13 protein-coding genes are annotated in these 13910 nt (G+C 60.5%); 8 read left to right on the forward strand and 5 right to left on the reverse strand.

Features of this window, described 5'->3' with window-relative positions; all coding sequences use genetic code 11:
• The first annotated feature begins 87 nt into the window (after window positions 1-87).
• Window positions 88-819, forward strand: coding sequence for an SDR family oxidoreductase (locus tag RHM62_RS14090; protein ID WP_322122709.1), 732 nt, complete (start codon window positions 88-90; stop codon window positions 817-819).
• Window positions 820-884: 65 nt separating this feature from the next.
• On the opposite strand, the gene serS is transcribed toward RHM62_RS14090, so the two are convergent.
• From serS to RHM62_RS14110, 4 genes are all read right to left on the reverse strand, one after another.
• The gene (gene serS / locus RHM62_RS14095; RefSeq protein WP_322122710.1) at window positions 885-2180 is read right to left on the reverse strand and encodes a serine--tRNA ligase; all 1296 of its coding nucleotides are present in this window, start codon (window positions 2178-2180) and stop codon (window positions 885-887) included.
• A gap of 61 nt (window positions 2181-2241) precedes the next feature.
• Window positions 2242-3537: a replication-associated recombination protein A gene (locus tag RHM62_RS14100; protein WP_322122711.1), complete on the reverse strand. Its 1296-nt coding sequence runs from the start codon at window positions 3535-3537 to the stop codon at window positions 2242-2244.
• Window positions 3538-3558: 21 nt separating this feature from the next.
• Window positions 3559-4239 carry an outer membrane lipoprotein chaperone LolA gene (gene lolA, locus RHM62_RS14105; RefSeq protein WP_322122712.1) on the reverse strand — a complete coding sequence of 227 codons (681 nt, stop codon included), beginning with the start codon at window positions 4237-4239 and terminating at the stop codon, window positions 3559-3561.
• A gap of 6 nt (window positions 4240-4245) precedes the next feature.
• Window positions 4246-6582, reverse strand: a complete 2337-nt coding sequence (locus RHM62_RS14110) for a DNA translocase FtsK (RefSeq protein ID WP_322122713.1) — start codon at window positions 6580-6582, stop codon at window positions 4246-4248.
• A 239-nt stretch (window positions 6583-6821) separates the two neighbouring features.
• On the opposite strand from RHM62_RS14110, the gene trxB reads away from it, so the two are divergent.
• Window positions 6822-7778 (forward strand): thioredoxin-disulfide reductase, encoded by a 957-nt coding sequence (gene trxB, locus RHM62_RS14115; RefSeq protein ID WP_322122714.1) that lies wholly within the window; start codon window positions 6822-6824, stop codon window positions 7776-7778.
• Window positions 7779-7805: 27 nt separating this feature from the next.
• Window positions 7806-8450, forward strand: a complete 645-nt coding sequence (locus RHM62_RS14120) for a Smr/MutS family protein (RefSeq protein ID WP_322122715.1) — start codon at window positions 7806-7808, stop codon at window positions 8448-8450.
• Window positions 8451-8595: 145 nt separating this feature from the next.
• Here the strand turns inward: RHM62_RS14120 and RHM62_RS14125 are convergent, their stop codons facing one another.
• A complete protein-coding gene (locus RHM62_RS14125; protein ID WP_322122716.1) occupies window positions 8596-9804 on the reverse strand; it encodes an ABC transporter substrate-binding protein in 1209 nt (402 codons plus the stop codon).
• 289 nt (window positions 9805-10093) lie between these two features.
• On the opposite strand from RHM62_RS14125, the gene RHM62_RS14130 reads away from it, so the two are divergent.
• The 5 genes from RHM62_RS14130 (at window position 10094) to RHM62_RS14150 (ending at window position 13831) form a co-directional block, all read left to right on the forward strand.
• A complete protein-coding gene (locus RHM62_RS14130; protein ID WP_322122717.1) occupies window positions 10094-10690 on the forward strand; it encodes a hypothetical protein in 597 nt (198 codons plus the stop codon).
• 80 nt (window positions 10691-10770) lie between these two features.
• Window positions 10771-11436, forward strand: coding sequence for a hypothetical protein (locus tag RHM62_RS14135; RefSeq protein ID WP_322122718.1), 666 nt, complete (start codon window positions 10771-10773; stop codon window positions 11434-11436).
• Window positions 11437-11454: 18 nt separating this feature from the next.
• Entirely contained in the window at window positions 11455-11886 is a 432-nt protein-coding gene (locus RHM62_RS14140) for a MauE/DoxX family redox-associated membrane protein (protein WP_322122719.1), read from the forward strand.
• On the forward strand, window positions 11883-12842 hold the full coding sequence (locus RHM62_RS14145) for a hypothetical protein (protein ID WP_322122720.1): 960 nt from the start codon (window positions 11883-11885) through the stop codon (window positions 12840-12842). Before RHM62_RS14140 ends, RHM62_RS14145 begins: the two co-directional genes overlap by 4 nt.
• A complete protein-coding gene (locus RHM62_RS14150; protein ID WP_322122721.1) occupies window positions 12797-13831 on the forward strand; it encodes a prenyltransferase/squalene oxidase repeat-containing protein in 1035 nt (344 codons plus the stop codon). The genes RHM62_RS14145 and RHM62_RS14150 overlap by 46 nt, the downstream gene beginning before the upstream one ends.
• Window positions 13832-13910: the final 79 nt, after the last annotated feature.

Below are 13910 nucleotides of genomic sequence, written 5' to 3' on the forward strand. Positions count from 1 at the left end.
AACTCGTAGGACTTTATTTATTAATTATTTTTTCATCCATTTTTAAAAATATTAATAAGCACTTAATAACACCACGGAGAACGAATAATGAAAATGCAGAATCTGAACGGAAAAATCGCTATCGTCACCGGCGCCTCAAGCGGTATTGGCGCAGCCGCCGCCCGCTTGCTGGTGCAGGAAGGCGTGCATGTCGTGCTGGCGGCCCGCCGCCTGGAAAGACTGGATGAACTCGCGATCGAACTGGGCAAAGCGGTCACCGTCGTCGAAACCGATGTCGCGGATGCAGCGCAAGTCAGGGCCTTGTTCACGCTGGTACGCGAACGCTTCGGCGGACTTGATCTGCTATTCAATAATGCGGGTTTAGGAATCAGTGCGAAATTCGAAAACAGCGATCCGGAAGACTGGAAGCAAATGATCGATGCCAATCTCTATGGCGTCCTGAACTGTAGTCAGGCAGCCATTCCGCTGCTACGGGGCCGCGAAGGGGCGATGATTTGTTCGGTATCGAGCGTTGGCGGCCGATACGGTGTCGAAAACTGGTCGGTCTACAGCGCCACCAAGTTTGCTGTCGGTGGTTTCCACGATGCACTGCGCAAGGAGCTCGGCCCGGAACGCATCCGCGTCACTATCATCGAGCCGGGTGCGGTCTGGACCGAATTCGGACACAACGTCAATGAAGCGCTGGATGCCCGACGCCAGCAACTCGATGCGCTGACGTCCGAGAACGTTGCCCAGGCACTGGTGTATGCCTTTGCCCAGCCAGCCAATGTGCTGGTAGAAGAAATCCTGATGCGACCTGTACTACAAGTGGCCCCCTGAGCCGAAATAGATTCGGCTCCCCCGCGCACTCCGGGCGAGCATCCCTGCAGCGAACGCGATTACGATTAGCGGGCAGCAACCAGCCGCTTCAGTCCACCCATGTAATTCCACAGCACTTCCGGAATATCGACGCTGCCATCGGCCTGCTGGAAGTTCTCCAGCACGGCCACCAGCGTGCGTCCTACCGCCAGGCCGGAACCGTTCAAGGTATGCAGCAACTCCGGCTTGCCCTGCGCATTACGGAAACGGGTTTGCATCCGGCGCGCCTGAAAGCTGTCGCAATTTGATAGCGATGAAATCTCACGGTAGGTTTTTTGTGCCGGCAACCAGACTTCGATGTCGTAGGTCTTGGTCGCTGAAAAGCCGATGTCGCCAGTGCACAGGCTGACCACGCGGTACGGCAAGCCGAGCTTTTGCAGGATGACCTCGGCGTGGCCGACCATCTCTTCGAGCACGGCGAACGATTGCTCCGGATGCACAACTTGCACTAACTCAACTTTATCGAACTGATGCTGGCGGATCATGCCGCGCGTATCGCGACCGTAGCTGCCGGCTTCAGACCGAAAGCATGGCGTGTGGGCAGTCATTTTGATCGGCAAGTCATCGAGCGCAATGATCTGGTCGCGCACGATATTGGTCAGCGAGACTTCCGAGGTCGGGATCAGATACAAGGTCTCGCCCTCGCCTTCCTGGCCGCCTTTTTTTACCGCAAACAGATCCGCTTCGAACTTCGGCAACTGGCCGGTACCACGCAGCGAATCGGCATTGACAATGTACGGGGTGTAGCACTCGGTGTAGCCATGCTCGCCGGTATGGGTGTCGAGCATGAACTGCGCAAGCGCGCGATGCAGGCGGGCAATGCCGCCTTTCATCACAGAAAAACGCGAGCCGGTCAGCTTGACGGCCACATCAAAATCCAGTCCCAGCGGTGCGCCGATATCGACATGGTCCTGCACTGTGAAATCAACATTGCGCGGGACACCAACACGACGCACTTCGACGTTGTCGGCTTCTTCCTTGCCGACCGGTGTGGACTCGTGCGGCAGGTTCGGGATCTGCAGCATGAACTCGCTGAGTTGCAACTGGACGGCTTCAAGGCGGTCAGCCGACGACTTCAGTTCGTCGGCAATGCCGGCGACTTCGGCCATCACGGCGCTGCTGTCTTCGCCCTTGCCCTTGAGAATGCCGATCTGCTTCGATAGCGCATTGCGCTTGCCCTGCAAGTCCTCGGCACGAATCTGGATTTGCTTGCGCTCGCCTTCGAGCAAATTGAAGCCGGCTACATCAAGCACGAACTTGCGGGTGGCGAGGCGGGCTGCAACGCTGTCGATGTCTTTGCGGAGGAGTTGGATGTCGATCATGTGGGGTGCCGGAGTCGGATTTTAGTGGCGACATTGTACCAACAGGCACGCCTGCGACAGCTCACATCTTGTCGTGCTTACGCGCTTGCTGATCGAGGTTCTTCAAAAAATTGAGCTTCTCCGAAATTTTGCCTTCGAGGCCGCGCGGCGTCGGCTTGTACCACTGCGTCCCCTCCATGCCCTCGGGCAGGTAGGTTTCGCCGGCGGCAAAGGCGTCCGGTTCGTCGTGCGCGTAGCGATACAGCTTGCCGTAGCCGAGTTCCTTCATCAGCTTGGTCGGCGCATTGCGCAAGTGCTCCGGTACCGGGCGCGACTTGTCCTTGGCAATGAAGGCGCGGGCCGCGTTGTAGGCGTTATAAACCGCGTTCGACTTGGCTGCACAGGCCAGATAAATCACCGCTTCGGCCAGCGCCAGTTCGCCTTCCGGCGAGCCGAGTCGCTCATAGGTTTCGGTCGCATCGAGGGTCAGGCGCAGCGCGCGCGGGTCGGCCAGGCCGATGTCTTCGCTGGCCATACGGATCAGCCGGCGCGCCAGATAGCGCGGATCGGCGCCGCCATCGAGCATGCGCACCAGCCAGTACAGCGACGCATCCGGGTTCGAGCCACGCACCGATTTATGCAAGGCCGAGATCTGGTCATAAAAGGTATCGCCGCCTTTGTCGAAGCGCCGCAGCGCATCGCCGAGGCACTCCGACAGCAAGGCTGCATCGACCAGCACGACGCCTTTGGCCGCTGCCGCACGGGCCACGATTTCGAGATTATTGAGCAGCTTGCGACCATCGCCATCGGCGCTGGCTACCAGCGTGGTTTTAGCGTCATTGGCAAATTGCAAACCATCGAGCAGGTCATGACAGGCGCGATCGAGCAGCTGGCCAAGGTCGTCTTCCGTCAGCGACTTGAGCACGTACACGGCGGCCCGCGAGAGCAGCGCGCCATTGACTTCGAAGCTGGGATTTTCGGTGGTGGCACCGATGAAGGTAAACAAACCGCTTTCAACATGCGGCAGGAAGGCATCCTGCTGGCTCTTATTGAAGCGATGCACTTCATCGACAAACAGGATGGTGCGCCGGCCCATCGCGCCGCGCGACAGTTGCGCCCGCTCGACGGCCTCACGGATATCCTTGACGCCTGACAGTACTGCCGACAGCGCAATGAAATCGGCCGCAAAACTGTCGGCCATCAGCCGCGCCAGCGTGGTCTTGCCAACGCCCGGCGGGCCCCACAGAATCATCGAATGCGGTTCACCCGATTCGAACGCGACCCGCAGCGGTTTGCCGGGACCGAGTAAATGCTGTTGACCGATGACCTGATCCAGCGTGGTCGGACGCAGCCGTTCGGCCAGTGGTGCGGCGCTCATGGCTGGCTCCGTTGCCAAACCTTACTGCTGGTTGACATCAGCACCCTTGGGAACGACGAACTTGAACTGGTCGGCGGCAAGCACCGGATTGCGCTCGAAGCGCGTAAAAGTCAGCACCGAGGTCTGGCCGAACGTATCGCGCAATTCCATCGCCACCGGCACGCCGTCGCGCAAGCCGATACCGATGTGTTCGAACGTCGTGTCCTTGGATTTCGGGATCGCATCCAGCCATTCGACGCCTTCGCGGGTGCCGGCTTCTTTTAGTGTGAAATTCTTTTCCAGGTCATTGCTGCCGAACAGGATGGCTGCCGGCGAGGAACCGATCGCATTGCCGAGCTTGCGCGATGTGACCTGATTGAGGTCCTTGTCGTAAATGAACAGCTTGTCGCCATCGGCTTGCAGCACTTGCTCGTAAGGCTTCAGGTAGGTCCAGATGAACTTGCCAGGTCGGGCGAAAACAAAGGTGCCGGTCGATGGTGTCGAGACTTTGACGGCAGGCGCTGTCGTCGCGCCGGTTTTTGCGACCGACTCCGACCTGACCAGACGCTGGCTGAATTCGCCTTTGGCAGACTGCGTACCGGCAACGAAGGATTTGAACTGATCGAGGGCGGCTGCGTGTAATGCCAGTGGTGCGGCCAGTGGTGCAGCGAGTACGCCGGCGAGGATGACAAGGCGGCTAAAGCTGGGGAAAGAGAGATGCATGGTGTCCTATTCTGCGGCAGCCCCGGCCGGAACCAGGATTTCGCGATTGCCGTTCGATTGCATGGTGGAAACCAGGCCGCTCTGCTCCATTTGTTCGAGCAGGCGGGCGGCCCGATTGTAGCCGATCCGCAAATGGCGCTGCACCAGCGAGATCGAGGCGCGGCGATTCTTCAGGACGATGGCGACTGCCTGATCGTACATCGGATCGGCTTCGGCGCTGGCCGCACCCTCGCCGCTGGCCGCACCGTCGCCGCCCTCTTCCATCACGCCACCCTCGAGAATGCCCTCGATATAGTTCGGTTCGCCCTGCGCTTTCAGGTGATCGACCACGCGATGGACTTCTTCATCCGAGACGAACGCGCCGTGCACCCGAATCGGCAAACCGGTGCCGGGCGGCATGTACAGCATGTCGCCCATGCCGAGCAAGGCTTCGGCACCCATCTGGTCGAGAATCGTGCGCGAGTCGATCTTGCTGCTGACCTGGAACGCGATGCGGGTCGGGATGTTGGCCTTGATCAGGCCTGTGATGACATCGACCGATGGCCGCTGCGTCGCGAGGATCAAATGAATACCGGCGGCACGGGCTTTCTGGGCGATGCGGGCGATCAGCTCCTCGACTTTCTTGCCGACGACCATCATCAGGTCGGCCAGCTCGTCGATGATGATGACGATGGTCGGCAGCTTCTCGAGCGGCTCGGGCGCGTCCGGCGTCAGGCTGAACGGGTTAGGGATTTTTTCTTCGCGCTTGTCGGCATCGATGATCTTCTGGTTGTAGCCGGCCAGGTTGCGCACGCCGAGCTTGCTCATCAGTTTGTAGCGCCGTTCCATTTCGCCCACCGCCCAGTTCAGCGCATGGCCGGCCTGGCGCATGTCGGTCACCACCGGTGCCAGCAAATGCGGAATGCCTTCGTAGATCGACAGTTCCAGCATCTTCGGATCGATCAGAATCAGGCGTACCTGGTTCGGATCGGACTTGTACAGCAGCGACAGGATGGTGGCGTTGATGCCGACCGATTTACCGGAACCGGTCGTACCCGCGACCAGCAGATGCGGCATTTTGGCCAGGTCGGCCACCACCGGATTGCCGGCGATATCCTTGCCCAGCGCAATCGTCAGGCTGGAGACACCATCGTTGTAGACCTTCGAACTGATGATCTCGGTCAGGCGCACGATCTGGCGTTTCGGGTTCGGCAGCTCGAGCCCCATGTAATTCTTGCCGGGGATGGTTTCGACCACGCGGATCGAGGTTAGCGACAGCGAACGTGCCAGGTCGCGCGCGAGGCCGACGATCTGGCTGCCCTTGACGCCGGTGGCCGGTTCGATTTCGTAGCGCGTGATGACCGGACCGGGATGGGCTGCCACCACCTTGGCGACAACGCCGAAGTCGGATAATTTCTTTTCAATCAGGCGGCTGGTGAATTCCAGTGTCTCGACACTGACCGTCACCTGCGCCGGCGGCGCATCATCGAGCAGCGAAATCGGCGGCAGATTGGAGTCCGGATGATCGACGAACAGCGATACCTGGCGCTCCTTTTCGGCGCGCTCCGAGCGCGGTATGGCGACGACCTGCGGTTCGATGCGTACCGGTGGCGCATCGACGACGCGAGTGCGTTCCTGCACCACGACGGTCTCGCGCTTGACCACGGCGACTTCGCCGAGCTTGCGGTCCTGGCGTGCCGCGATCAGATTACGCAAGCTGTCGATCAGCATTTCAATGCCGGTGCCGATACGTTCGGCCACAGCCAGCCACGACAACTGGAAGAACAGGCTGAAACCCAAGCCGAACAGCAGCAGCAAAAACAGCGTCGCACCGGTGAAACCTAAGGATTGCTGCGCACTGCCGCCAATCAATTCACCCAGCACCCCACCAGGTCCATGCGGCAACTGGGCCCGAAACGAATACATGCGCAGGTGTTCGATGGCCACGCTGCCGGCCAGCAGCAACGCAAAGCCGGCACCGCGGATCAGGCTGTCATGGCGATATTCCGGCTCGGGTTCGCGTTGCAGCAGGTATTTGCGCGAGAGCCGGCGATAACCGCTCAAGACCTGGCGCAACAGCAGCACGCACCACCAATAGGCCGACAGCCCGAAAATGTATAACAGCAGATCGGATGTCCAGGCACCAATCGGCCCGCCCCAGTTGCGCAGGTTGGCCACCGCATTCGACTGCGACCAGGCCGGATCGGTACTTGAATAAGACAACAGGATCAGGACCAGATAGATGCCCACGACACTGAGCACCAGCCAGCGCGCTTCGGACAGCAAGCGCACCAACCGGCTCGGCAGCGGCGCGGTGGGACGGGGAGTTGGACTGCGGGTATAGGCTTGGCTTGGTTTACTCATAAATCCTGACTGCTTTTGGCATGAAATAGCGGCGCGTCGGACTGGCGGCGGGAAGTGACCCACGGCAAAGCCGGATCGTCATGTTCGTCTATAATTCGACTCAGATTCATGGCACGAGGCGCACCGTAAGACCATCCATCGTGTTGTGATTGCAATTACGCAAAACGCCATTATATAAGCCCAACAGACGCTGCCACGTCGCGCAGTCCGAAACTTCCCTTTTCGATCGATAAAATTTCATGACTACCGTCAAACATGCACACGTTCTCATCCTTGGTTCCGGTCCTGCCGGTTACAGTGCTGCCGTCTATGCAGCGCGCGCCAACCTCAACCCGGTCCTGATAACCGGTATGGAACAAGGCGGTCAACTGATGACCACCACCGATGTCGAAAACTGGCCTGGCGATCCGATGGGCGTGCAAGGTCCGGAACTGATGCAGCGCTTGCTGCAACATGCCGAGCGCTTCAAGACCGAAGTCATCTTCGACCATATCCACACCGCCATGCTGACCGAAAAGCCGATCCGGCTGATCGGCGACTCCGGCGAATACACCTGCGATGCGTTGATCATTGCCACCGGTGCGTCGGCGCAATACCTGGGCATCCCTTCCGAGCAAGCCTTCATGGGCAAAGGCGTCTCGGCCTGCGCCACCTGCGATGGCTTCTTCTATCGCGGTCAGGAAGTCGCCGTCATCGGTGGTGGCAACACCGCCGTCGAAGAAGCCCTGTACCTGTCGAACATCGCCTCCAAAGTCACCGTCATCCATCGCCGCGACAAGTTCCGCGCCGAAGCTATCCTGATCGACCGCCTGATGGCCAAGGTTGCCGAAGGCAAGATCGACGTCAAATGGAATAGCACGCTAGACGAAGTGCTCGGCGACGACAGTGGCGTCACCGGCTTGCGCATCAAGTCGGCGATCGACGACAGCCTGACCGACATCACCGTCCATGGCATCTTCGTTGCCATCGGCCACAAGCCCAACACCAGCCTGTTTGAAGGCCAGTTGACGATGAAGAATGGCTACATTAAGACGTTGACCGGACTCGAAGGCATGGCCACCGCCACCAACCTGCCAGGAGTATTTGCTGCCGGCGACGTGCAGGATCACGTGTATCGCCAGGCCATCACCAGCTCCGGCACCGGTTGCATGGCGGCGCTCGATGCCCAGCGCTTCCTCGAATCGTTGAACGACTGACGTCCGGCTCCGGTTTGCCCCGCGACGATGCCTTCTCCGCTCAAGGATTTTGCCTCCCTGACCGTGCTGCGCCAGCAACTCAAGGTGCAGCAGGAAGCGCGCGCCGCCGCCGAACTCGAACAACAGCGGCGGGCAAAAGTAGCGGCCATCGAAGCCGACCTGTTCCGCCATAGCATCGGCCAGGTCGCCCCGTTGGTGGTACCCGACAAAGCCTTTTTGCAAGCACCCCGTCCCGAGCCGATCGCGCGCCAGCATCTGGCCGACGAACAAGCCGCGCTAGCCGAATCGCTGTCGGACGATTTCAGTGTCGAAACCCTGCTCGACACCGACGCCGAACTGAGCTACGCCCGCGCCAGCATCACCGCCGACACGGTACGCAAATTACGGCGCGGCCACTGGGTCATCCAGAGCCAACTCGATTTGCACGGCATGCGGACCGACGAAGCACGCGAAGCGCTGGCCGACTACCTGCGCTCGGTCTGCCGGCGCGGACTGCGCTGCGTGCGCATCATCCATGGCAAGGGACTAGGCTCGATCAACAAGGAACCGGTACTCAAGGGGAAGGTGCGTAACTGGCTGGTACAGAAGGACGAAGTCATCGCCTTTTGCCAAGCCAAGGCTTCCGATGGCGGTAGCGGTGCGCTGGTGGTGTTACTCAAGGCACAGACCTGAGCGTCGTTACAGACGTGGCCAGGCTACTTCACTGGCTATCCATAACTGCAATAAATACCAGAGAATTTTAGCCGGCAAGGTGCTTGGCGTAGCCGATTTTTTAGCGCACTACATGCCATCGGCAACAGCCTGATCTGCCGCCGCATCAAGGGGTTTTCAAGCGCAATAGCGCATCGCGACGCTGGTCTTCGCTGTTGGCATAGTCGATCCGGCCGCCAACGATACGGCCTATCCACAGCATGTTGAGCGTGATCGCGTCATGGTCGGCGGGCGAATACGGCTTGCTGTAGCTGGTGATGACGCCCTGGTAGCGGCTCTCCAGATTTTCCAGTGCGCTACGGATCAGGCTACCGTCGCCGGAGTTAGCCTGGCGTATCGCGCGGTAGAGCAGATGCATGCCGTCATACCCCTGGGCGGCACTCATCGGCGAGGCGATTGTCTCGGTCTTGAACATACGCCGATACGCCAGCAGGAAGCCGTTCTTGGTGGTCGATCCCAAGTCCTGAATAAAGGTTTGCGGCATCAGTACGCCCTCGCCTGCCGGACCGGCAGCATCAATGAAATTGCGACTGGCAAACGTCCAGCTGCCCAGCATCGGCACGCCCCACCCTGCCGCCATCTTGTTACGCGCAATTACCGCCAACTCCGGTCCGATACCCCAGACCACCAGCGCCTGCGACCCGCTCTGCATGGCCCGTGACACTTGTGGGTGCATGTCGGTATCGCCGACCTGGAAACGCTCGTCGGACAGCAAGGTAATTCCGCCGACGCGACATTCTTCGCGGAACGCCCGCGCCCCGGCATCGCCATACGGTGTGGCATCAGCGAGAAACGAAACCGCGCGGACCTTGCGTCGTTTGAGTTCGAGTACCAACGCGCGCGCCTCCAGATCCAGCGTGGGCGAGATACGGAAGATGTAATTTTCAGGGACTAGCGGCGGTGCGAATTTGCGGGTCAGCGTGGTGCCGGTCGAAACCGCTACCAGCAACGGCAATCGCGCCTTCTGGTAAGCATCGATCGATGCCATTCCAACACCGGTATTGACGATGCCGATCACGGCGGTGACTTTCTCGCGGACGAATTCGTCGGCGATTTTTGCCCCCATCGGTACCGTCGCCTGATCATCCCGTTCGAGCAGTTCGAACTGCTGACCGCCAATGCCGCCGATCTGGTTGATCTCGCTAATCGCCAGCCGTACGCCATTGCGCATGCTTTCACCGAGTGCACTCGAACCACCCGAGAACGGTCCCGACAAACCGATCCGTATCGTTGGTGCGGGTCCGATACCAGCCTGCACCGGCACCACCCACAGGAAGGCCAACACCTGAAGCACTGCACCAAAAAACTGTCTCATGAGGATCTCTGTTGTTGTTATCAATGTGAGCCAGTGTAAGCAATAGTCACCCGTTCCGGACGCAAAAAGGCTACCGATCCCATCAAAGATAGCGCCATATCAACACCCGTCTCGCTGCACAAGCAACGGGGCATGCAAGAGCTTGATTACTGCGATCCGGCAGAAGCAATCACAGAAAATTGACATCCGTCAAAAGCAGCCCGTCTCGACCTGTTAACTTCTAGACGCAGTAATTGCGGAGTTCCGACGGCGTCAACCACGCCAGAAAAATCATCCAATGGAGATAGACATGCCACAACAAACGTTCGAGGAACGCCTGAAGAATTTCAACATCGATCCGGCCAGCATCAAGCTGACCGATCTGGATGTCGCCACCAATCAGACCATGCTACTGACCACTACCGATTCCGCCTACCAGGACAGCGTCGCTTTCCTCGAACCCCAGTCAATCACCGATCTCAAGCGCTGGATCGGCATTCCTGACCAGGCTTTTTCACCGGGCCATCCTCCACCATCGATCGGCCCGGTGGTCATCCACCCGACGATACGGCCTAGCCCGGCAAGTCGCATGCGCATCGTTATCCCGGCGCTGCCGGCATTCCATCCTGAACAGATCGTCACGCTCAAGAACCTGGCGCGCGATTTCATTTACGGTCACAGCGAACACATCAGCACAACGCAACTACCGGCGCTGAATAAATGGCTGGACCTGCAAAAAATCCGTATGCCGATGTTCGTTTTCCGTGACATCCACGTTGCCTCCGGTGCCGTCCTCAACGTCAAGGGCAAGATCCTGTTTGCCAACCACATCACGATCGACAAAGGCGGACTGATCAAGCTCGGCAACCAGAGTGCCATTCATGCGGCCGGCATTCAGGGCCTGTAATCCTGACCGGCCACGGCAAGGACAAGGACAAGGACAAGGACAACGCAATTACCTACTGACTGACTGACAGGAGATGAATCATGCCAAATTACAATATTGACGTACATGGAAATGCAGGCGGCGACGGCCATGGCGGCACCGCAGGACAGACCGGTGGTGCCGGCGGACAGGGACAGGATGCGGTCTGCCATTGGGATGGCGACGACGCCGGTACCGCCGGTGGTGGCGGTAACGACGGCACGGTCGCCTCGAATGGCACCAATGGTTTTGCCGGGCAGGACGGCGGCTCTCTGACGGTTTCGGTCACTGAATTCATCACTGGCGTTAATGTCGACGCGCATGGTGGCAACGGTGGTTCCGGCGGTCCCGGCGGTCCCGGTGGACAGGGCGGTCCAGGCGGCCATGGCGGTAACGGCAGCGGCTGCGAGAACGATGAGAACGGTGGTCGCGGCGGCAATGGCGGCAACGGCGGCCGCGGCGGTGACGGTGCCGGTGGCGGCAACGGCGGCAACGTCACGATCCAGTACGTGCATGGCATCCCGACGCCGTCCTATGCCGCCAATACCGGCGGTGGTCAGGGTGGTGTCGGCGGTGCCGGCGGTCCCGGCGGTTTGCCCGGCGTCGGCGGCAAGCGTGGCGGCACAGGCAATTCGGCCGCGCAAGGCAATCCCGGTGCGCCGGGTGCACCGGGTATCAACGGCCAGAACGGATCGGTCGGCAACGTCATCGTCGTCGAGATTCCTTAACCGCCGCTGGCCTTGACCATGACCGATGCACCCGCCCTGCTGACTGCCTTATTGCGTGGCGCTTACGGTCTGTTGTTCCTGGCTTCAGGTATCTCGAAATACCTGAGGCAGTCCTCGATCAACTACACCATTGCCCGCTATCGACTGGTACCGGTGCGTCTGGTGCCGGTTTTTTCGGCTTGCCTGGCGACGCTGGAAATCGTCGCCGGCGCGCTATTGCTGCTCTCCCCGGTATTGCCCACTTATCAGCTCGCATGGGCGATGACCACCGGCTTGCTGGGGCTGTTCTGCATTGCGATCGCTTTGGCGCTGGTGCGGGGTTTGCGCATTCCGTGCGGCTGCAACTGGCTGCTCAACGGCCATACGCTAACGCTGGCAACGCTGCTGCGAAATCTGCTTTTATTGCTGCCGATGCTGTCGCCGCCGCTGTTGCCATCGGCACTGCCGTGAGCGGAGATAGCCTGCTCGCGCTCGCCGCCCGCCTGACCGGCCGCTCGCCGGATGACCTCGCGCGTCAGGCTGTGAGTATGCTCGGTCCGTCTGCCGCCCAAGCCGGTCCGTGGTGCTCGACGCTCAACAACGACGGCTCGCCGCTGCAACTGTGCATCGGTTTGTCAGCCGGCGCGACCCCTGTCGTGCGCTTGCTGGCCGACCCGGCTGCAAAGACCAGCGACGTCCGGCAACGCCAACAGGAGCTTGGACAAGCGGTACAAACAGTACTCGAGCGACAAGCTCCCGGGCTGCACACATCGTGCGCGACCTTGCTGGCTGCCATGCTGCCCGCCGACATGCTGGCGCAAGCTGCATTGCCAACGAGCGGGGCATGGCTGGCCGCCAATCTGTCCGGACCGGGCATGGCACTTTATGTCAGCACCAAATGGGGCGATCCTTCCGCCCGCTGGCGAAGGGCACAACGCTGGCTGGGACGTCCCGTCCCGGATCCGCTGGTCCGGCATGCCGATCTGGTCAGCGCCGGTATCGAAGGAAGTTCGGCGGCAAACGTCCGCGCAAAGCTGTACTGGCGGCTCGGCACCAGAGCTGCGCTGGCAGACCTCGGTCTGTCGCTCGCCAGGACCACCGAAGTGCGGGATTTTTTAGGTATCGTCATCGGCGAGCGGCACATTGCGCGCAACGCCATCGTCGGCAGCATCGGCATGGACCTGGCCACCACTACCCGCAAGGACGCGCCGGCCGACCTCAAGCTGGACGTTTGTGCCCATTGCGTACCGCGTTCGCGGGACGAGTGGCTCTCGATCATTGACGTCTGCTGCAGACGATTCGGTCTGACGCCATCGACAGAAATCGCCCGCATGGACCCGCTGACCGAACTGGCCTTCATCGGTTTCGGCCTGGATCAGGCATGCCGTCCCCGGCTCAATGTCTACCTGAAATCCGTACCGTCATGAACCGGACGGATGACGCGATACTGCGCGGTGCGATGGACCGGGCGATCGCGTACCTGCTGTCGCGCCAGGCCGCTGATGGTCACTGGGAGGATTACTGTTTGCCCGTCGGCAGCTCAGATGCATGGGTGACCGGCTATGTCGGTGTGGCGCTGGCCGAATCAGACGACCGCATGGCGGTCCGGCGCAGCACCGACGCGGCGGCTTGTTGGCTAGAAACCCGACGCCCTTATCCGCAAGGCTGGGGCTACAACAACCGCACCGGACCCGACGCCGATTCCAGCGCGTTCGCCCTGATGCTGTTGCAACGTACCGGCAAGACACCGTTACCGGCCGACCTGGATTGGTTGCGCCGGTACCGGCATGCCGGCGGCGGCTTCGCCACTTACCTGCGCGATGATGCGTGGGGCATACCGCACAGCGACGTCACCGCGACAGCTCTGCTGGCGCTGGAGGCCGGCACCAGCGACGACGCGCGTCAAGACGTACTCGACCTGATTGCACGAACACGCGATGCAGACGGCACCTGGCCTTCGTACTGGTGGCGCACCTGCCACTACGCGACATGGTGGACCCTGCGTTTGCTACGCGCAGCCGGTGCCGCACCGGAAGGCCGGGTACCCGTGGTCGATACCATCGAACAGCGCGCCATCCACGGCGCGTTCGACCTGGCGCTCGTGACGGGCATCGCTAGCCTGCAACAGGCATCGAACACACTGATCGCCACACTGGTCAACGAACTAACCGGATTACAACGACCGGACGGCGCGTGGACAGGAAGCGCGCACTTGCGGGTGACCGATCCGGACTGCGCCCGGCCCTGGACAGCCGAAGTGGCTTGCGGGCACTTGTATATTGATGAGGATCATTTGATATCAACCGCGACAGCGCTGCGTGTGCTGGCGCAGGTGGGTGAAAGCGCGTCGGTGCCGCTCGGCGACAGACCATTGCCATCCCGGCTCGCCACCCTGCGTTTGCCCCGGGCTTGTTGAAAGGAACTGGTCGAAGACGCACCAGATTGCGCGCCTTCGACAAGCTCAGGATGAATGGGGACCAGGAACCGCAGACCGG

The sequence above is a fragment of the Actimicrobium sp. CCC2.4 genome, assembly GCF_034347385.1.
Taxonomy (GTDB): Bacteria; Pseudomonadota; Gammaproteobacteria; order Burkholderiales; family Burkholderiaceae_D; genus Actimicrobium.